The following is a 21,505-nucleotide window of genomic DNA, read 5'->3' as shown; positions in this document are numbered from 1 at the left end:
CAGTCTTGCGACCGTACTCCCCAGGTGGGATACTTATCACTTTCGCTTAGTCACTGAACCGAAGTCCAACAACTAGTATCCATCGTTTACGGCGTGGACTACCAGGGTATCTAATCCTGTTCGCTCCCCACGCTTTCGTCCCTCAGCGTCAGTATATACGTAGTAGACTGCCTTCGCAATCGGTATTCTAAGTAATATCTATGCATTTCACCGCTACACTACTTATTCTATCTACTTCCATATAACTCAAGTCAATCAGTATCAAAGGCAGTTCCATCGTTGAGCGATGGGATTTCACCTCTGACTTAATTGACCGCCTGCGGACCCTTTAAACCCAATGATTCCGGATAACGCTCGGACCCTCCGTATTACCGCGGCTGCTGGCACGGAGTTAGCCGGTCCTTATTCTTACAGTACCGTCAAGGATCTACACGTAGATCGGTTTCTTCCTGTATAAAAGCAGTTTACAACCCATAGGGCAGTCATCCTGCACGCGGTACGGCTGGTTCAGAGTTGCCTCCATTGACCAATATTCCTCACTGCTGCCTCCCGTAGGAGTCTGGTCCGTGTCTCAGTACCAGTGTGGGGGATAATCCTCTCAGACCCCCTACCTATCGTTGCCACGGTAAGCCATTACCTTACCATCTAGCTAATAGGACGCATAGTCATCTTGTACCCATAAATGTTTAATGCAAAAGAGATGCCTCTTCTACACATTATGGAGTGTTAATCTTCATTTCTAAAGGCTATTCTCCTGTACAAGGCAGATTCTATACGCGTTACGCACCCGTTCGCCGGTCGTCAGCATAGCAAGCTACCTGTTACCCCTCGACTTGCATGTGTTAAGCCTGCCGCTAGCGTTCATCCTGAGCCAGGATCAAACTCTTCATTGTATATTTTAAATAATATTAATGAATAAGTTTCAAAAGAATTTAACTTCGTTAGAAGTTGTGGTTATTCTACTCTTATTTACGCTGTCAATTTCAATATTTTCAATGAACGTAACTTGTTAGTTACAGATAAGTTTTTACATTTATCATTTTTTGTAGAAACGTTAGAATCGAACTAACTGACTTACTATTGTCATTTCCAAACTTCCTTAATCGCTTTCTGAAAGCGGTTGCAAATATACATTTTTTAATTTGTTTTAAACAAGCTAAATTTAACTTATTTTTAAATAATTTAAAAAATGATATTTAAATGAACTAATCATACTAAATAAGCTATCTAGTATGGACTACAAATATAAGACTCTTTTCTGTGTTTTTAAGCTTTTTTATTCATTATTTTTCAATTAAGTTATATAATAGCTGATTATCAATTGATTGTTTATTTTCTCTTTAAAAAGGTTGTTTAATTATATGTCTAAAATTCAAAAATTAGTTAAAATGCCTAGCCCGGATTGAAGCATTTGTTTGAGCTCTTTTTTGTTTTTCTTTTCGAAAAAACAAAAAAAGCGAGTGCGGAAAGCGGGAAATTGCTTCAAAAAAAATATCAATGTTAAAAAAAGAGCTAATTAAGGACTTTATAATATTTCTATAAATCGTATTTCTTCGTTTCCTAGATTATCTATCACCGTAATTTTGTGAGTTCCTTTTTTAGGAATAATTGCCTGTTCGTGATATTGAGTCGTATTTCCAATGAAAACATCATTTAAATACCAATACAAAATGGCATCTGAATTTGTGTGCGTTACTTTTAAAATTAAAGGATTGATTTTGTTATTGACTCCTTTTGTTAAGGATATTTTAGAACGGTATTTGGTAGGAAATACAAAATCCATCGTGTTATTTTCTAATTTATTGCAATCGCTTCTATAATTAGGTAGCACGCTGTATTCTGCATTTTTTTGCTGATAATAATGTGCCATTAACGGAGGCAAAATAAACCATGTTTTAGTTTTTATGTTTGTGATTGACTCACAATTAGAATTTACTTGGAATTTTTCAGAAACATCAACAGTTATTTGTTTGTGATACGGGTACGGCTTTGCTCTTACTCCATTTTTAGGAATCCGTTTTATAACCGATTTACAAATTGGTAACGCTAAATATCCGCTTTTTTCGCAAATATCTTCTTCAATTAATGCTTCAAAAGGTTCTAAAAACCAATCTGATTTTGGTAACACATCAAAAACATTAAATAATAATGGACCTGCACTTCCTACACCTGTTAAATCGGGTCTTCCTTCTCCGTCAGAATTTCCAACCCAAACTCCGACAACATATTTTGGAGTTACTCCAATTGCCCACGCATCTTTATTTCCGAAACTAGTTCCTGTTTTCCAAGCTATTTTCTGAGAAGAATCAAAATATTTCCAAGCCTGATCTGTAAAAGGTCTGTTTACTTCTGTCAAAGTATTTAACGTTGTGAAAATAGCGCCTGCATCAATATATGTATAATCTTCTTGAATATTTCCGAAACTGACTTTATCAGAATTTAAATAACTAGGCTCAATAAATTCATTTGAATAATAATTATGTTTTGTAATTTCAAAATGATTTACAATACTCGCATAGCTTGCAAATGTTTTACACAAATCCCATAGGCTAGCTTCCGCTCCTCCTAAAATTAATGATAATCCATAATAATCTGCCGATTTATCAATGTCATTAATATTATATGCTTTTAAGTCTGCTCTGAATTTTTCTAATCCGTACGTTTGCAACATGCGAACCGCAGGAATATTTAAAGAACGAGTTAATGCTTCATTAGCAGGAACTGCTCCGTCAAAAGTTAAATCGTAATTTTTTGGAGTGTAACCTGCAATTTCCGTAGGAACATCTGCAACTAATTGTGTCGGTAATATAGCACCCGACTGTAACATTTGTGCATATAAAAACGGTTTTAAAGTACTTCCCGTACTTCGTGCCGAAATAACATTGTTTACATCTTTTTGATGTGCTTTATCTGTTGGCGAGTTTCCTACATAACTTAATACTTTTCTTGTAGTAACATCTAAAACTAATACAGACATATTATATACTTCATTTTGTTTTTGACGCTCATAATGTTGCTTAACTAAAGTATTCACTTGCTTTTGTAAATGAATATCTAAAGAACTTTGTATATATTTTTCTTGATGATTTTTAGCAACTTCTTGTACAAAATGAGGTGCTAAGTTTGGTAATCCGTAAGGTTTTTGAGGCAAAGTTTCTTCTAAAGATAATTCATAAGTAATCGCATCGATAATTTTTTGTTGATATAATTTTTTAAGCAATCTATTTCTTTTTTCTTTTAATCTTTGTTGATTTTTCCCTGGATAAATTAACGAAGGAGCATTTGGCAATACCGCTAAAGTTGCTGTTTCTGCCCATGATAATTGATGCGGTTGTAATCCAAAATATCGCCAAGAAGCCATTTCTAAGCCAACGACATTTCCTCCGAAAGGAGCATGAGAGGCATATAATTTTATAATATTTTCTTTTGAATATCTAAATTCTAATCGAGTTGCTAGAACGAGTTCTTTTATTTTCTCGATATAAGACCTACTTTTATTTTTTCTTGATAATCGAATTACTTGTTGTGTAAGCGTACTTCCGCCTCTAATTACTCGTTTTGCTTTGATGTTTTCAATAAAAGCTTTTCCTATTGATATTGGGTTGAAACCAAAATGCTGATAAAAATGAGCATCTTCAAATTGTAAAATACAGATTTCAAATTTTTTAGGAATAGAATCTAATTCAGGAAATCGCCATTGCCCATCTTTTGCGATAACAGCACCTAATAATTCATTGTTTTTTGCAGTTACGACTGTTGATGTTGGTGCTAAAAATAATTGTTTCGGCAAACATTGAATAATAAATAACAATTAATATACTGGTAATAATTATTTTTAATTTGTACTGTTTTAAGAAGTTAAAAACTCTTTTCATGTAAGTTGAATCTATTTCAAAAGTATAAAGTTTTACTTTAAAATATCAAGGATAAGTAAGTTATATTTGTAGCTTATTAAAAATTATGAGTTTTACTTTACTTTCATCACCATTACAAGGCTTTACCGATTTTAGATTTAGAAATGCACAGCATAAATATTTCGGAGGTATTGATACTTATTACGCACCATACATTCGATTGAATGGAAAAATGATTATAAAATCAAGTTATAAGCGTGATTTGTTACCTGAAAACAACGATACTTTAACCGTAATTCCACAGGTAATAACAAACGATCCTGATGAATTTTTATTTGTTGCAAAATATGTACAAAGCTTAGGCTATAAAGAATTAAACTGGAATTTAGGTTGCCCGTATCCGATGGTTACAAAATCAGGAATGGGTTCTGGATTAATTTGTAATCCCGCAAAAATTGATGAAGTTTTACACAAAGCACACAACGAATCGGATATTTTAGTTTCGATGAAAATGCGAATGGGTTATGAAAATAGTGAAGAAATTTTAAACTCCTTCCCTATTTTAGATAAATACCCTTTAAAAAATGTAGCAATTCACGCACGTATAGGAAAACAATTATACAAAGGTGGTGTTGATTTAGATGCTTTTCAAAAATGTATTGATGTTGCTAAACATCAATTATATTATAACGGAGACATTACTAATGTTGCTGGTTTTAAAGCGATGCAAGAACGCTTCCCTAGTATTAGTCATTTTATGATTGGTCGTGGTTTAATTGCTGATCCGTTTTTACCACAAATGATTAAAGACAATACAACCGAATATCCTGAAGATAGATGGCAAAGATTTGAAGCTTTTCATAATGAAATTTATCAACAATATGATGAAGCTTTATCAGGACCAACACCTATCAAAATGAAAATGTTAGGTTTTTGGGAATATTTTTCAAAGTCATTTGATAATCCGCAGAAAACCTACAAACAGATTAAAAAAGCTGGGAATCAGAAAAAATATCAAATAGCTGTAAAAGAAATTTTAAGTAATGAAAAACGTCTTTAATAGTTATTCTCTAATTAATTTATAAAAAAAGGCTATTTCTTAAATTTTAAGAAATAGCCTTTTTTATTATTTTTGACTAATTATTAAGCCAAAGTAATACGTACTTTTTTATTTTTTAAACGAGTATTATTTAATTCTTCAATTAATTTTTTCGCTTCACTTACAGGAACTGCGATAAAAGCACAATCTTGCTTTAATTCAATAACTCCTAATTGTTCTTTGGTTAAGTTTCCTTTTTTAAAGAATAATCCTGCAATATCTCCTTTTGATATTTTATCTTTTCTTCCTCCTGAAATAAATAAAGTTTCCCAATAATGAGCTTTTATTTTTTGTTTATGAGAAATATCTTCATTAGGAATATTTTTAAGAAAATCTGGTAAATTTTCTTTTTGCCATTTTAAAATATATGCTGTTCCTTTTGCATTTACTCTTGCAGTTCTACCGTTTCTATGAGTAAACTCTTCAATTCTTTCTGGTAATTCGTAATGAATAATATATTTCATTTCAGGAATATCAATACCTCTTGCAGCTAAATCAGTTGCAATTAATACTTGACTTGTTCCATTTCTGAATTTTATTAATGAACGCTCACGATCTCTTTGTTCCATTCCTCCAGAAAAACAACTGTGTGCAATTTTATTTTTTTCTAAAAATTCGCTTACGTGATTAATGCTATCTTTTAAATTACAAAAAATAATTCCTTGCTGATTTCCTACACGTTGTAATAATTCATGTAACGTTTTATTTTTGTTTTTAACAGGAGAAATAACTGTTTTTAAAGTTAGTTGTCTTGATTTCTTTCCTGTTAAATAATTTAATACTGTTGGTTTATTTAAACCTACAAATTGTGGAATTTCTGTTTCTTGCGTTGCAGAAGTTAAAATACGTTTTTTAAGATTTGGTAATTGATTGATAATTCCTCTCATTTCAGATTCAAAACCAACCTCTAATGATTTATCGAATTCATCTAAAATCAAAGTTTTGATACTCTCTTTAGAAAAACGCTCGTTTGCAAAGTGATCTAAAATTCTACCAGGTGTACCAATTAAAATACTTGGTATATGTTTTAATTCAATTTTATCTTTTGCCATTGCACGCCCACCGTAAACAGCATTTACTTTAAACCCTGTTCCCATTTCACGAATAACTTGTTCTATTTGAATAGCTAATTCTCTTGATGGAACTAAAATTAATACTTGAATATCTTTATTTTCTGGGTCAATTAACTTCAAGGCTGGTAATAAAAAACCTAAAGTTTTACCAGTTCCTGTTGGCGATAATATAACCGTATTTGCATTTGTTTCTACTACTGAAATGGCTTTTTTCTGCATTTCGTTTAACTCATAGATATTTAATTTTGCTAAAATATCTTCCTGTGTTTTTACTGTCATTGCCATAATATTTGAATATCTATGAAGTTTTTTATAAAATGCAAAGATAGGCAGTGTATCTTTATTTACCTTAAAAACACTCGTTATTAGTTACTATTAATATAAAAACATGACTATTTTTATCTATTTAAACAAATTCAATAAAAATTTTAGCTATTAAAGTTATTAAATTAAATTATTTTAGCCTGAATTTTAAATTTTATTAATTTGTTAAATTACTATTCTTACAAACATACTGATTCTACACAATGGGTTACATTTGTACATGGTGCTGGTGGAAGTAGTTCTATTTGGCACAAACAACTCCGAGATTTTAAAAAACACTTTAATGTTTTAATTTTAGATTTACGTGGTCATGGCGATAGTAAAACTATTATAAAAACACCGTTTAATAAAAAATATACTTTTGATGCTATTACAGAAGATATTGTAGAAGTTCTAGATTATTTACAAATTAAAGAATCGCATTTTGTAGGTATATCTTTAGGGACTATTTTAATTAGAAATCTTGCCGAAAAAAAACCAGACTTAGTCAAAAGTATGATTATGGGTGGCGCTATTATCAAATTAAATTTACGTTCTCGTTTTTTAATTTTCACAGGAAACTTATGTAAATCAATTGTTCCTTATATGCTATTATACAAGCTTTTTGCTTTTATAATTATGCCGAAGAAAAATCATAAAAAATCACGTTCACTTTTTGTTAATGAAGCTAAAAAATTATATCAAAAAGAGTTTTTACGTTGGTTTAAATTAACTTCTGAAATAAATCCATTATTACGTTTATTCAGAATGAATGATATTAAAATACCAACTTTATATATTATGGGCGAGGAAGACCATTTATTTTTACCTTCTATAAAAACCATCGTAACAAAGCATGTTTCTGCATCTTTAGTTGTCATCAAAAAATGTGGACACGTTGTAAATGTTGAAAATCCTACTGTTTTTAACTCAAAAACTATTACGTATATTAATTCTATCGCATAAAAAAAGCGATTTTATTAAAATTGAAATAAAAATAATTAGAAGCAATTTCCCGCTTTCCGCACTCGCTTTTTTTGTTTTTTAAAAGAAAAAAAACAAAAAAGAGCTCAAACAAATGCTTCAATCGGGGCTAGAATTTCTGCACTAAAACAAAAACTTTTCAAAAAAATAAAAACCTAAACAATTCTATTGTTTAGGTTTGAATAATGGTATTATTTTTTTATAATCAAAAAAGATTAAAAAATCTTAATTAAATAATTTATTAACTTCATCTAATGTTAATAATTTAGACTCTGTTAAAACATCTGGTTCTCTACTTACGTATTGTTGAATCTTCATTTTAACTTCACCTTGTTCTCTTACATACTTGAAGTAAATTGCATCTCCGTTTGCTTTAATTTGGTATCTACTACCTGTAGACTCTTCAAAACCTCTGGCAATAATTTGATGTAATTTAGCGGCATCATTATCTACATTTTTAAATGAAAAAGAAATATATTCATTTACAGTGTTATTAATATTCTTGTAAAATAAATTATAAGATTCATTACCTACTTTTTCTAGGTAAACAAACTCTACTTGTCCAACAACATCTATTTTTGTTTTTTCAACAAATTCAATTTGAGAATACGATGCAACAGAAAAAAATAACGTTGCCAAAAAAAATAATTTCTTCATAAATATTAAAGTTTTAAATTTTGCTAAATATATTTTATTATAATTAAATAATAACGTTTTATTAATTAAAAAATTATATTCTTATCTTTTTATATTTTATAAAACCATAATAATACGTAACAAATACCATAATAAAGATAAATTATTTCTATTAAATCAACAGTACCTCAACATTTTATATTCTGATAACTTTATAATTACAAATTTTTTTATCATAAAAAAAGGATAACTTTCGTTATCCTTTTTATTTTACTGTTTTATTCTTTGGTATTAAATAGCATTTGCTCCTGCTTCTGCTACTGTATGATCATTCTCTACAGAACTACCACTTACACCTACTGCACCTATAATAGTACCATTTGCATCTTTTACAGGTACACCTCCAGGAAATGTAATTAATCCGTTATTAGAATGTTCTATGTTATATAAAGGTTGTCCTGGTTGAGATAATTCACCTATAATTCCTGTATTCATATCAAAAAAACGAGCAGTTTTTGCTTTTTTAATTGAAATATCTAAAGAACCTAACCATGCACCGTCCATACGAGCAAAAGCAACTAAGTTTGCACCTGCATCAACAACTGCAATATTCATTTTTGTATCAATTTCTATTGATTTTGATTTTGCTGCTGCTATAATATTTTCTGCTTGCGCTAATGTAATATTCATAATATTTTATTTTTATTAATTTATAATTTTATTTTTTTAAGTAATTTATTCTAAAAAGCCTTGTTCTTTCATCCAAGTATCAGAATAAATTTTATTCATATAACGAGACCCATGATCTGGCAAAACAACAACTACAACACTATCTTTATCAAAAAAACCTTTATCGGCATATTGTTTCGTTGCTTGTAAAACGGCTCCTGAAGTATATCCACAAAATAAACCTTCTACTTTTACTAATTCTCTTGATTTAAGTGCTGCTGCTTTATCTGATACTTTTTCATAAAAATCAATAACATCAAAATCGGTTGCCGTTGGAATTAAATTCTTTCCTAAACCTTCAATTTTATAAGGCGATATTTCTTTTTCATCAAACTCACCTGTTTCATGATATTTTTTCAAAACAGAACCTATCGCATCTACTCCTAAAATTTTTATCTTCGGATTTTTCTCTTTTAAATATTTACCTGTACCAGAAATTGTTCCTCCTGTCCCACTAGCAATAACAACATGTGTTACTTTACCTTTTGTTTGCTTCCAAACTTCAGGACCTGTACTTTTATAATGAGCTTCTATGTTTAATTCATTAAAATATTGATTGATATAAATAGAACCAGGGTTTTCTCTATGTAATCTTTTTGCTACTTCATAATATGACCGAGGATCATCCGCAGGAACATTCGCAGGGCAAACATGTACCTCAGCTCCCATTGATTTTAACATATCAATTTTATCTTGTGATGATTTATCACTAACAGCCAAAAGACATTTATATCCTTTAATAACACTAATCATTGCTATTGAAAAACCTGTATTTCCAGAAGTTGTTTCAACAATAAGATCTCCTTTTTTTAAGATACCTTTTTTCTCAGCACTTTCAATAATGTGTAAAGCTATTCTATCTTTTGCTGAATGCCCAGGATTAAAAGCTTCTATTTTTGCGTAATATGTACCTAAAAGACCTTTTGTTATTTTATTTAACTTTATCATAGGGGTTTGCCCTATTAAATCTAAAATTGAATTGGTAATTCCTTTATGTCTATTCATCTTTATTCTAAAATAAGAAAGCGTCATTGTAAAAAACACGAATTTATCTTGATAAGATTACTTCATTCTTTTTACAATGATGCTTATTCAATAAAGAGCAAAAGTATAATTATTTTTCTAACTTATCCTCTAACATTAAAAAGAAGCTATATTCTTCTGCTGTTTCTTTTAATGCGTCAAACCTACCAGAAGCACCTCCATGCCCTGCTTCCATGTTTGTATGTAAAAATAACACGTTGTCATTTGTTTTTACATCTCTAAGTTTGGCAATCCATTTTGCTGGTTCCCAATATTGTACCTGACTATCATGTAAACCTGTAGTAATTAACATGTTTGGATATGCCTTCGGAGCTACTTGGTCATAAGGAGAATATGATTTCATATACTCATAATATTCTTTATCATTCGGGTTTCCCCATTCGTCATATTCACCTGTTGTTAACGGGATAGTATCATCTAACATGGTCGAAATTACATCAACAAAAGGTACAGCAGCTATAATTCCGTTATATAATTCAGGATTCATATTAATAATTGCTCCCATTAATAAACCTCCAGCAGAACCTCCCATAGCATATAAATGTTTTGAAGAAGTATAATTATTATCGATTAAATACTTAGAACAATCTACAAAATCATTAAAAGTATTTTTCTTGTTTAACATTTTACCATCTTCATACCACTCACGACCTAAATACTCGCTTCCTCTAATATGTGCCAATGCATATACAAAACCTCTATCTAATAAACTTAAACGAGTTGTTGAAAATCCATCAGAAATTGTATGACCATAAGAACCATAAGCATATTGTAAAATAGGAGTATCTTTTGATAGTTTTGTATCTTTATGATGTACTATTGACAAAGCTACCTTTTTACCATCACGTGCAGTAACCCAAATACGTTTACTGATATAGTTCTCTTTATTAAACTTTCCGCCTAAAACTTCTTGTTCTTTTTTAATTTCTTTAGATTGATTTTTCATATTGAAATCAATAACAGAACTAGGCGTTGTCATTGAGTTATATGAATAACGAATTATATCAGTATCAAAATCTGGATTTCCGTGTACACCTGCCGAATAAGTTTCTTCAGTAAATGGTAAATAATAATCTTCTGTATTATCCCAACGTTTAATTCTTATTTTATTTAAACCGTTAGTTCTTTCTTCTAAAACTAAATACTCTTTAAAAATAGAAAAATCTTCAAATAAAGTATCTTCTCTATGTGGTATTACATCAACCCAGTTTTCTTTGGTTGTTTTATCTTCTGGAGTTTTCATCAACTTAAAGTTGGTTGCTCCGTCTTTATTTGTTTTGATATAAAAATGATCTTCGTAATGTGCGATATCGTATTCTAAATCACGCTCACGTGGTTGAATCATTCTAAAGTCACCATTAGGATTATCAGCTTCTAAAATTTGATATTCGTTAGAAACCGTACTATACGACCCCATTACTAAGTATTTTTTAGATTTTGTTTTGGTTATAAAAGCACCAAAAGTTTCATCTTTTTCTTCAAAAACTAACACATCAGAAGCAACATCAGTTCCTAAAACATGTTTGTAAATCTGTGAGCTACGTAATGTTTCAGGATCTTTTTTAGTATAAAAGATTGTTTTATTATCATTTGCCCAAACAGTACCACCAGTTGTGTTTTCTATTTTATCAGGATAAATTTCACCTGTTTCTAAATTTTTTATTCTGATAATATATTGACGACGACTTACGGTATCCGTCGCAAAAGTGGTTAATTTATTATCAGGAGAAATACTTAAACCACCTAATTGAAAATAATCATGTCCTTTAGCTTCATCATTGACATTAAATAAAATCTCTTCACTAGCCTCTAAAGTTTCTTTTTTACGACTGTGAATAGGATATTGCTGTCCTTTTTCATAGCGTGTAATATAAAAATAACCATTACTTTTATAAGGCACAGATTCATCATCTTCTTTAATACGCCCTTTCATTTCTTCAAATAACTGTGTCTGAAATTCTTTTGTATTTTCAGTACGTGCTTCGTAATAAGAATTTTCCTCTGTTAAATAATCATAAACTTTTTGAGTTTGTTCATCTTTAACCTCAGCATTTTTCTGAGCATCTGTTAAACGCATCCAAAAATAATCATCTGTACGTATATCTCCGTGTTTCTCTAATGTTTTAGATTGCTTATCAGCAATTGGAGCTTTTATATCTTTCTTCATTTCTTTAGTTTTGCAACTAACAAAAATAAGGCTAAAAGCTATAGCAAGGATCATAATTTTTTTCATTTTCTTTTAGATGTATTAAACTTGATTAAATTCCTTGTGAAAATACTATTTTTGCTTCACTATAAATTATAAATAGAAAACAAATGTTTGGAGATATTTCAGGAATGATGAGTAAAATAAAAGATGCTCAAAAAAAAGTAGAAGAAACTAAAAAAAGATTAAATACTGTTTTAGTTGATGAAGCGACTGCAAATGGAAGCTTAAAGATTACAGTTACCGCAAATAACGAAATTAAGTCAATTTCAATTCATGAGTCTTTATTAGAAGATAAAGAAGAATTAGAAGATTATTTAATTTTAACTTTAAACAAAGCCTTAAAAAAAGCAGGTGCAATTAACGAACACGAATTAGCCGTTGCTGCTCAAGACGGAATGCCAAACATTCCTGGAATGGATATGTTTAAATAAAAATGCTTTTACAACTAGATAATTATATGTTACCGTGCCTAAATAAAAAATTCTTCGGAGTTGATTGTTTAGGTTGCGGAATTCAGCGAGCTTTAAGTTTATTACTTCAAGGGAATTTTATAGGTGCTTTTAAAATGTATCCAGCTATTTACACATTGTTATTATTAGCAATAATTGTAATTTTAAACTTCTTTTTTAAACTTAAATACGCTCGAAAAGCAATACGTATTTTAGCTGTAATTAATGTACTTATTATTGTAGTAAGTTACGTTATGAAAATGAATAAACTATTCTAAAAAAATAAAAACTATGGAAAAACAAAATTTACCAAATGCTACAGTAGCATTAGTCTTAGGGATTTGCTCGATTGTAACACGTTGTTGTTACGGAGTTATCGGATTACCACTAGGTATTGCAGCCTATATTATGGGAAATAAAGCAGTAAAAATAGATAATGAAAACCCTGATGAGTATGAAGGTGTTAAAAATGCAAATACAGCTAAAATACTAGGTATTATTGGTATTGTACTTAATATTTTATATTTAATTTGTATCATATATGTATTTTCATTAATTGGATGGGATGCTATAGGTAATGAAGAATTAATGATGGAAAGATTAAATGAATTACAAGATAGATAAAACTAAAAAAAGCAATCAAAATTATTTTTGATTGCTTTTTTTATAATAGATATTAAATAAGTTTTGTTTTTACAAACAGTTATTAAGTGCTTTATATTTAACAGTACATTCTAAAAAAGCATCAGGACCGATACCAACATAAGTATCTCCTTCTATAACTTTACCTGCTAAAATATTTTGATACCAGTTCATCCAAGGATAACTATAATCACCTTCATGATTTTCTGCAGAATGTACCCCACCACTAGGTACATTTGTACCTAAATCGGTAAAATAACTTCTTTGTTCTATCACGGTATGTAACCATTCGCGTATAAATACCCCTGGATCATTCTCTTTTTGATCTTTTATACTTTCTTCTATGTTTCCATTATATCTAATAGTTACATAAGAAACTTTAAGATCTCCTAATTGAGGAGCATACCAACCGATTCCTTTATATTCACCTAAATTACAATCAGCATCTTTTCTATTAAAAAAACTTAGAATTAAATCATAGTCTCCAGGGTTTACATCTGTTATATGCGGACTAATAACATCTGGAGTTGCAAGAGGACCAGAATTACCTCCTGACAAAGTAAGATTAGATATATATCTTTTATCAAAATCCCAACTAATAGTATTATAAGAATCTGGTTCTACAAAGTTTTGAAATTGCCATTTTAAAAAATCAAACCCTACGTCAAGCTCTGCTTCTGTATATTCTGATGAACAAGAACCATTTGGCATTACAGCTTTCTTTATTCCTAAAAATAAAACCTTCCATTTTTTTGCTTTTTTATGATGAGTTTCATTAAGAGAAACAACCATTTCCTCTTCTTCAGTTACAACAATCGGAGTTCTTAAATATTTAATAGCAGTATTTAAACCAACACCAATTAAATGGTCTCCAGCAGAAACTTCTATTCTCGATGGTGTATTTTTACCTGTATAAACACCATCTAAATATATTGCTGCACCATCCTCAAGAGAAGTTACACCTACATTACCAGTACCAGGAATATCATCTATTGGTACTAAAACTATAGGAGGTTCCCCTCCTGGTATGTCAACTAAATCTGGGGTTTCATCATCTTTAGAGCTACAATTACTAAATAACATTGCTATTAAAAAAAAGCAAGTATACATTTTTAAATTAAGTTTTGTTAATTTCATTTTCATTTAAATTAAGGGGGTTCTTTTATTTTTACTTCTAGTTATGTAATTATTTATACTTAAATTGTGTACCTTTTATTGATATATAATCATTAGGTAAAATTATTGTTTACTTTATTAAAAACCTATTAATTTTATCTATTGAACATAATTTATAACAAAAAAAGTAAAATAACTATTTTACAAGATATAATTAATGATTTTAAATAAAAACAAAATTCCAATAGCCTTTTCTATTATTCAATTATTAAGTTTTATATTATATTTTTGATACTCCTGCACACGCTCATACTATGATATCTGTAGAAACATTCTTTTTTATAATAGCAAATATGGTTTTGTTAGTACTATTTTTAGTATTTTTTTTCATTAAGGAAAAAGATAAAATTAGTATTTGGGTTATTCCTTTTTTCTTGCTTATATTTAATTTATATCAAACTACAAAATGATTAAAAAATAGACAATAAATTAAAATTACGCTATCAAATTCTAACTAATATTACTCCAAAGCCCGCTTGTTTTTTGTATTTGAGAATACACTTTTAATAGACTAGCATTTTTAGGATTAGAAAAACTAGCATCTTCTTCTAACACATTAATTGCCGTTTGGCGGGCTTTTTGTAAAATAGCAGTATCTTTTACTACGTCGGCAATTTTAAGATTTAGTACACCACTTTGTTGCGTTCCCATAATATTTCCAGGACCACGAAGTTTTAAATCTACCTCAGCAATTTTAAAACCATCAGTAGTATCAACCATGGTTTGTAATCTTGTTTTACTATCGGATGACAATTTAAAGCTCGATAATAAAATACAATAACTTTGTGATGCTCCACGTCCAACTCTACCTCGTAATTGATGTAATTGACTCAAACCAAAACGCTCGGCACTTTCAATAACCATTACTGATGCATTTGGTACATTTACACCAACTTCAATTACCGTAGTTGCTACCATTATTTGGGTTTCACCTTTTATAAAACGATTCATTTCAAATTCTTTATCCGCAGGTTTCATTTTTCCACGTACAATACTTATTTGATATTTTGGCGATGGAAAATCTCTCGAAATACTCTCGTAACCATCCATTAAATCTTTATAATCCATCGCTTCAGATTCTTCAATTAACGGATACACTACATATGCCTGACGACCTTTATCTATTTCATCTTTTAAAAACTTAAAAACAGATAAACGATTGCTATCATAACGATGTACAGTTTTAATTTCCTTACGTCCTGGAGGTAATTCATCAATAACAGAAATATCTAAATCACCATAAACCGACATTGCTAAAGTTCGTGGAATTGGCGTTGCAGTCATTACCAAAACGTGTGGCGGAACAGACTTTTGAACAATAATAGTAGGAAGAATTTTTAAAGTGGCAATAATTCTTGCAATTGTTTTTTCTAATGTATTTATTATTTGATTTTCATTTAAACGAACAACTTTATAACCAAATGCTGTTAAAACTTCAGTACGCAAATTAATTGCTTCTTGCTGTACTTCGGTTGTATGATATTTTCCATTAACTTCTATAATCAGTTTTTTTTCTAGACAGATAAAATCAATAAGAAACTCATCAATAATATAATATCTTATAAATTTAGATGTAGTTGATATCGTACTTAAAACATCCCATAAAACTCTTTCTTCTTTAGATGTTTTATTTTTACGTTTTAAAGCTATTTCTTTATGTAACTTATATATCTTCGGATGTTCAGTTTTATATTTTTCAAGAAGAATTACTCCTTTTTTATCAAGAGATGCTGGCGCTTGATTTTTCTGCCATAATTTAGAACGTTGTGCAACTCCAAAACGATGTTGCTCATCAATAATAGCTAATCCTAAGTTTCTAAAACGGACTTTATCTTCTAAAACAGCATGTGTTCCTACTAAAATATGTACCGATGCGTCTTCTAAACCTGTATGAATTTCACGTCTTTTTTTAATTCGAGTTGAACCTGTTAATAATTCAACTTTGATAGTTGTTCCTTCTAATAACTCAACAATTCCGTTATAATGCTGAATTGCTAAAATTTCGGTTGGTGCCATAATAGTTGCCTGATACCCGTTACCAATAGCAATTAACATACTTAATAATGCCACAATTGTTTTACCAGAACCTACATCGCCTTGTAATAAACGATTCATATGTGCAGTAGAACCAATATCTTTTCTGATTTCTTTTAAAACTCTTTTCTGTGCGTTGGTTAATTCGAAAGGTAAATGATTCGTATAAAAATCGGTAAAATATTCGCCTACTTTTTCAAAAACATAGCCTTTTATTTTTGATTTTCTGATGAGTTTTTTCTGTAATAATTGAATTTGAATAAAAAATAATTCTTCAAATTTTAATCGATATTGTGCTTTTGCTAATAATTCTTGACTTTTAGGAAAATGAATATTAAATAATGATTCTTTTTTATCTAATAATTGATGTTCTTTTAAAAGATAATCAGGAAGTGTTTCTTCTATGATATCAAAAAATTGTTCAAATAAATTCTGAATAAATCCTCGAAGTATTTTATTTGTAATTCCTTTATTAGCTAATTTTTCTGTAGCTGGATATACAGGTTGCATTGCCGTTTGAGGCTTACTTTTATATTCTTTTACAGTTTCCATTTCTGGATGTGGCATATTTGCAACACCATTATACCAATTTAATTTTCCATAAATCACATACGGAACATCTGTTTTTAAACTATTTTTTATCCATTTAGCACCTTTAAACCATACTAAATCTAAAGTACCTGTTCCATCATAAAAGGTAGCTACTAGCCTACTTCCTCTTTGTTGAGTTATTTCTTTAACTGCTTTTATCTTACCAACCACCTGAACTTCAGCCGTATTTTGAGTTAATTCATTAATTGTATAAAACTGAGTTTTATCAATATAACGAAACGGAAAAAAATGTAGAATATCATTACAACTTTTAATACCTAACTCGGTAAACAACAATTCTGCTCTGGCTACACTAACGCCTTTTATATATGTTATCGGATGATTTAAATTCATTAAATACGAAAATACAAAAAGACATTAAAATCCACTATCTTTGTACCCATAAATTCACCAAATGAGATTACATAGAAATTTAGTTTACGCAGTTATTGATAGTTTACGTGACGTTTTTAATGATGACGTATATGCAGATAAAGCTGTTGAAAAGGCATTAAAAAGAGATAAAAGATGGGGAGCACGTGACAGAAAATTTGTTGCTGAAACTATCTATGACATCGTACGCTGGAAACGTTTATACGCTGAAATTGCGGATGTAAAAACTCCATATTCAAGACCCGATTTATGGCGTTTATTAGTAGTATGGTGTGTGTTAAAAGGAATTAAATTACCTGATTGGAATCAGATTGAAGAAACACCAACTAGAAGAATTAAAGGAAAATTTGATGAACTTTCTCAAATTAGAAAATACAGAGAATCTATTCCTGATTGGATTGATGAATTAGGTGTTAAAGAGTTAGGTGAAACTGTTTGGACTAAAGAAATGGCAGCCTTAAACAAAAGAGCTGATGTTATTTTACGTACAAATACATTAAATGTAACAAAAGAACATTTACAAAAAGATTTACAACAAGAAGGTATTGAAACCGAATTTGTAAACGGTTGTGACGATGCTCTACGTTTAGTAGAACGTGCTAATGTTTTTAAAACAGAAGCATTTCATAAAGGATTTTTTGAAGTACAAGATGCTTCTTCTCAATTAGTAGCAGCTTATTTAGATGTTGCTCCTGGTATGAAAGTAATTGATACTTGTGCTGGTGCAGGTGGTAAAACATTACATTTAGCTGCTTTAATGAAAAATAAAGGGCAAATTGTAGCTACGGATATTTACGAAAGTAAATTACGTAAATTAAAAGTTAGAGCACGTAGAAATGGTATTAGTAATATCGATTTAAAAGTTATAGATTCTACCAAAGTAATTAAAAAATTATACGGTAAAGCTGATAGAGTTTTAATTGATGCTCCTTGTTCTGGTTTAGGTGTTTTACGTAGAAATCCTGATAGTAAATGGAAGTTACAGCCTGAATTCATCGATAATATTAAAGAAATTCAGCAAGATGTTTTACAAAGATACTCAAGGATGGTTAAACCAGGTGGTAAATTAGTATACGCTACATGTTCTGTTTTACCTTCTGAAAATCAAGAACAAGTTGAAATATTTTTAGCATCTGAAGATGGTAAAGATTTTACCTTAGTTAAAGATTATAAAGTATTGGCTCGCTGAATTTGGGTTCGATGGTTTTTATATGGCTCAATTAGTCAAAAAATAATAACTATTAAATGAAATTAAAAAGCTCGGAATTTAAAAATTCCGAGCTTTTTTTATCAACTATTAAAAACTAAAAAATCACTAAACATTATGATTCTATGATATATGACGGTTTTGACTATTAATCGTTACAAAATAAAATGAGTTTAACGTTTTTTTTTGTTTGACACTTATTTAACTATTAATTTTTGCCCTAAAAATATAGTATTATCCTTTAACTTATTTAGTATTTTCAATTTATCTATAGATAATTTATAGTGTACAGAAATACCATATAAAGTTTCACTCTCTGTTACAATATGATATTTATTAGTTACTTTATTTTCACTTTTAATATCAGTATCTTTTTCAACAATCAATGCAAAACGTTTTTCGTATTGCTTATTTAAAACAGCTTTGGTTTGAGTTTGAGGTTTTTTAGTATTAATTTTTGTTTTCTTATTAAAAAAAGCAATTTTTTCTGCTTCACTTTGCCCATATCCAATTACAATTTCTTGACCAATTTTTAATGTATCAAAATTAGTCATGCTATTTAACCTATATAATCTTGATAATTTCAAATCATACTTTCTTGAAATCACACTTAATGTTTCTCCTTTTTTTACTGTGTGAGTAATTGTTGAATCAAATTTTTGTTTTTCTAGAGGCTTTATTAGAGCAGGTTTTCTAGGGTATGTTCTAGAAATAGTTCCTGTAATTAAGTTCATATAAGCTGGTTTATCATCTAAAGAAACAATATCCCAACCAGCTGGTAATTTTTTATCTTGTGAAAAACTATATAATCCTATTGATAATAAAAGTGCTACAGTAATTTCCTTTTTCATTTTTTTATTTTTTTAAAGCTACAATTTCCGTTATTTTCATATTTATTTAACTACGTTCACCTAGTGCATCAATTTTTATCTTTGGTAATTCTAACTTGTATTTAACAACAATTGACCTTATTAAAAAAACAACAAATGTAGGTACTACAAATTGAAGGTCTTTATTTATATTAAATTCTGCTAAAATAAGATACACTACTCCACCTGCTAAACAAGCCAAAGCATAAATTTCTTTTTTAAATATTAAAGGAACTTTTCGAGTAAGTACATCTCTAAGTACACCACCAAAAACAGCCGAAACCATTCCCATAATTAACGCTACAAAAGGATGTAAATCATAAGCTAAGCCTTTTTCTAAGCCTAACAAAGTAAATACACTAATACCAATTGTATCAAACAAAAACATTGTTTTACGAAATGGTGCTATTTTACTTCTGAACAAAAAAGTAAAACCAACAGCAGTTAAAATTGTCCAAATATAATTAAGATCACTAATCCAATTTATAGGATGTGCATTAATTAAAACATCTCGTATCATACCACCACCTACGGCAGTAACAAAGGCAATAATAATAACTCCAAATACATCAAATTTTTTTTTAATTGCAACTAATGCACCACTAATGGCAAATGCAAATGTTCCTGCAATATCAAGGGCGTAGATAATATTCACTTAGATATTTATTTCTGAAAATTTTATTTGTAATGTTCTTTCAACGTCTTTAATATTATTTTTTTCGTTATTTAAAATTAATACTAATGAAACGCCTTTTTTACCTGCTCTTGCAGTTCTTCCACTTCTGTGTGTATAATATTCTAATTGCTCTGGTAATTGATGATGTACTACAAATCCTAAACCTTTTACATCAATACCTCTTGCTGCAACATCGGTAGAAACTAAAATTTGAAGACTTTCATTTTTAAAAGCACGCATTACTTTCTCACGATCTCTTTGTTGCATGTCTCCTTCTAAAGCTTCTACAGAAAAACCTTCTTCTTTTAATTCTCTGGTTATTTTTTGAGCTCCTGCTTTAGTTCTTGCAAAAATAATTCCTCTTTCAGCATCTCTTTTTTCTAAAAACTTTACAATTACATCTACTTTTTCAGGAATAGTAGTTTGTATAAACTGATGTGTAATATTTGCATTTACCAAAGTATTTTTATTCACCTCAACTTGTTTTGCTGATGGATCCATATATTTTTTGACAATATTTCTTATTTCTTCTGGCATTGTTGCAGAAAACAACCAAGTTTTTCTAGTTCCTGAAGTATATTTTAAAATACGATTTAAATCTAATTTGAACCCCATACTTAGCATTTCATCTGCTTCATCAAGTACTAAAGTTTGAATATCTTTTAAATTTACTTCACCTCTTTCTATTAAATCGATTAAACGCCCTGGAGTAGCAACAATTACGTGCGTTGTTCTTTTTAAATTATTTATTTGACGATCAATTTTTTCTCCACCGTAAACAGCTTCTATAAAAATTTTATCATCTACATATTTGGTAAACTTAAAAAGTTGTTTTTTTATTTGCTGAACCAATTCTCTTGTTGGCGATAAAATTAATGCTTGAACAGTATCTTTTGATGCATCTATTTTATGTAAAACAGGCAATCCATATGCAGCAGTTTTACCAGTACCTGTTTGTGCTAATCCAATAAAATCAGCATTATTTTGCAATAAATAAGGTATTGCTGTTTCTTGTACTTCGGTAGGTTTTGTAATTCCTAATTCCTTAAGTCCTTGAACATATTCTTTTTGTACTCCTAACCCTGTAAATGTTGTCATTATTTCTATATATAATGTGCAAATATATTGCTTATTTTTTTCCTAAAAGTAAGTTTGTTACTTCTTTAGTTATTCTTTTTGGTTTTTGTGTCGCTGCATCTAACAAGCAGAAAGATGTTTGTGATTTCACTAATAAATCCGAACCTTTATGCATTTCAAAATGACGAATAGAGCGTATTCCTTCTGTTTCACCAACCCATGTTTTCACTGTTATTTCATCACCTAAAACTCCTTGTTTTTTATAATCTATTTCATGTCGAATTACAAACCAAACATAATCTGGTTTAGGAACATCTTTTATTAATAATAACCAATGTGCTGTAGATACTTCTTGCATCCATTGCACATATACCACATTATTTACATGTTGGTATTCGTCAATTTCGCTACGTGTAACGATATATTTTTTTTCGTAAAAATTCATGCCACAAAATTACAC

General features: G+C 29.6%; 17 protein-coding genes, 1 rRNA gene and 1 pseudogene (1 of these 19 cut by a window edge). 6 read left to right on the top strand and 13 right to left on the bottom strand.

Annotation, left to right across the window (positions count from 1 at the left end):
- Positions 1–893: ribosomal RNA gene (locus PG913_RS05405) — 16S ribosomal RNA — on the bottom strand (it extends 623 nt beyond the left edge of the window).
- Positions 894–1,525: 632 nt separating this feature from the next.
- Positions 1,526–3,790, bottom strand: a complete 2,265-nt coding sequence (pbpC, locus tag PG913_RS05400; protein WP_333780800.1) for a penicillin-binding protein 1C — start codon at positions 3,788–3,790, stop codon at positions 1,526–1,528.
- Between the two features lie 170 nt (positions 3,791–3,960).
- Here pbpC and PG913_RS05395 point away from each other — a divergent pair, with 170 nt between their 5' ends.
- Entirely contained in the window at positions 3,961–4,914 is a 954-nt protein-coding gene (locus PG913_RS05395) for a tRNA dihydrouridine synthase (protein WP_271231961.1), read from the top strand.
- Between the two features lie 83 nt (positions 4,915–4,997).
- On the opposite strand, the gene PG913_RS05390 is transcribed toward PG913_RS05395, so the two are convergent.
- Positions 4,998–6,311, bottom strand: a complete 1,314-nt coding sequence (locus tag PG913_RS05390) for a DEAD/DEAH box helicase (RefSeq protein WP_271231960.1) — start codon at positions 6,309–6,311, stop codon at positions 4,998–5,000.
- 201 nt (positions 6,312–6,512) lie between these two features.
- Between PG913_RS05390 and PG913_RS05385 the strand changes: the two genes are divergently transcribed.
- Complete coding sequence (locus tag PG913_RS05385; protein ID WP_271231959.1) at positions 6,513–7,295, top strand: alpha/beta fold hydrolase; 783 nt, start codon at positions 6,513–6,515, stop codon at positions 7,293–7,295.
- A gap of 243 nt (positions 7,296–7,538) precedes the next feature.
- Here PG913_RS05385 and PG913_RS05380 read toward each other — a convergent pair whose 3' ends face one another.
- From PG913_RS05380 to PG913_RS05365, 4 genes are all read right to left on the bottom strand, one after another.
- Positions 7,539–7,970 carry a hypothetical protein gene (locus tag PG913_RS05380; RefSeq protein WP_271231958.1) on the bottom strand — a complete coding sequence of 144 codons (432 nt, stop codon included), beginning with the start codon at positions 7,968–7,970 and terminating at the stop codon, positions 7,539–7,541.
- A gap of 270 nt (positions 7,971–8,240) precedes the next feature.
- A complete protein-coding gene (locus PG913_RS05375) occupies positions 8,241–8,639 on the bottom strand; it encodes a GlcG/HbpS family heme-binding protein (RefSeq protein WP_271231957.1) in 399 nt (132 codons plus the stop codon).
- A 45-nt stretch (positions 8,640–8,684) separates the two neighbouring features.
- On the bottom strand, positions 8,685–9,683 hold the full coding sequence (locus tag PG913_RS05370; protein ID WP_271231956.1) for a PLP-dependent cysteine synthase family protein: 999 nt from the start codon (positions 9,681–9,683) through the stop codon (positions 8,685–8,687).
- Positions 9,684–9,792: 109 nt separating this feature from the next.
- On the bottom strand, positions 9,793–11,889 hold the full coding sequence (locus PG913_RS05365; protein WP_271231955.1) for a S9 family peptidase: 2,097 nt from the start codon (positions 11,887–11,889) through the stop codon (positions 9,793–9,795).
- A 149-nt stretch (positions 11,890–12,038) separates the two neighbouring features.
- Between PG913_RS05365 and PG913_RS05360 the strand changes: the two genes are divergently transcribed.
- Genes PG913_RS05360 through PG913_RS05350 form a run of 3 tightly spaced genes read left to right on the top strand, consistent with a single transcriptional unit; the run spans position 12,039 to position 13,004 of the window.
- The gene (locus PG913_RS05360) at positions 12,039–12,362 is read left to right on the top strand and encodes a YbaB/EbfC family nucleoid-associated protein (RefSeq protein WP_271231954.1); all 324 of its coding nucleotides are present in this window, start codon (positions 12,039–12,041) and stop codon (positions 12,360–12,362) included.
- A gap of 2 nt (positions 12,363–12,364) precedes the next feature.
- A complete protein-coding gene (locus PG913_RS05355; protein ID WP_271231953.1) occupies positions 12,365–12,658 on the top strand; it encodes a DUF2752 domain-containing protein in 294 nt (97 codons plus the stop codon).
- Between the two features lie 13 nt (positions 12,659–12,671).
- Positions 12,672–13,004, top strand: coding sequence for a CCC motif membrane protein (locus PG913_RS05350; protein WP_271231952.1), 333 nt, complete (start codon positions 12,672–12,674; stop codon positions 13,002–13,004).
- 69 nt (positions 13,005–13,073) lie between these two features.
- On the opposite strand, the gene PG913_RS05345 is transcribed toward PG913_RS05350, so the two are convergent.
- A complete protein-coding gene (locus PG913_RS05345; RefSeq protein ID WP_271231951.1) occupies positions 13,074–14,159 on the bottom strand; it encodes a PEGA domain-containing protein in 1,086 nt (361 codons plus the stop codon).
- 489 nt (positions 14,160–14,648) lie between these two features.
- The gene (locus PG913_RS05340; RefSeq protein WP_271231950.1) at positions 14,649–17,177 is read right to left on the bottom strand and encodes a DEAD/DEAH box helicase; all 2,529 of its coding nucleotides are present in this window, start codon (positions 17,175–17,177) and stop codon (positions 14,649–14,651) included.
- A 61-nt stretch (positions 17,178–17,238) separates the two neighbouring features.
- Here PG913_RS05340 and PG913_RS05335 point away from each other — a divergent pair.
- Positions 17,239–18,451 (top strand): annotated as a pseudogene (locus PG913_RS05335) (RsmB/NOP family class I SAM-dependent RNA methyltransferase).
- 169 nt (positions 18,452–18,620) lie between these two features.
- On the opposite strand, the gene PG913_RS05330 reads toward PG913_RS05335, so the two are convergent.
- From PG913_RS05330 to PG913_RS05315, 4 genes are read right to left on the bottom strand one after another with little or no spacing between them, the layout of a single operon-like run.
- Positions 18,621–19,274, bottom strand: coding sequence for a muramidase family protein (locus tag PG913_RS05330; RefSeq protein WP_271231949.1), 654 nt, complete (start codon positions 19,272–19,274; stop codon positions 18,621–18,623).
- Between the two features lie 46 nt (positions 19,275–19,320).
- Positions 19,321–19,947, bottom strand: coding sequence for a trimeric intracellular cation channel family protein (locus PG913_RS05325; protein WP_271231948.1), 627 nt, complete (start codon positions 19,945–19,947; stop codon positions 19,321–19,323).
- A complete protein-coding gene (locus PG913_RS05320) occupies positions 19,948–21,066 on the bottom strand; it encodes a DEAD/DEAH box helicase (protein ID WP_271231947.1) in 1,119 nt (372 codons plus the stop codon).
- A gap of 31 nt (positions 21,067–21,097) precedes the next feature.
- Positions 21,098–21,490: an acyl-CoA thioesterase gene (locus PG913_RS05315; RefSeq protein ID WP_271231946.1), complete on the bottom strand. Its 393-nt coding sequence runs from the start codon at positions 21,488–21,490 to the stop codon at positions 21,098–21,100.
- Between the last annotated feature and the right edge of the window lie 15 nt (positions 21,491–21,505).

This window comes from Tenacibaculum pacificus, assembly GCF_027941775.1.
GTDB classification, from domain to species: Bacteria; Bacteroidota; Bacteroidia; order Flavobacteriales; family Flavobacteriaceae; genus Polaribacter; species Polaribacter pacificus_A.
The sequence above is the reverse complement of the archived record's forward strand: the minus strand, read 5'-3'. Positions and strand labels throughout refer to the sequence as shown.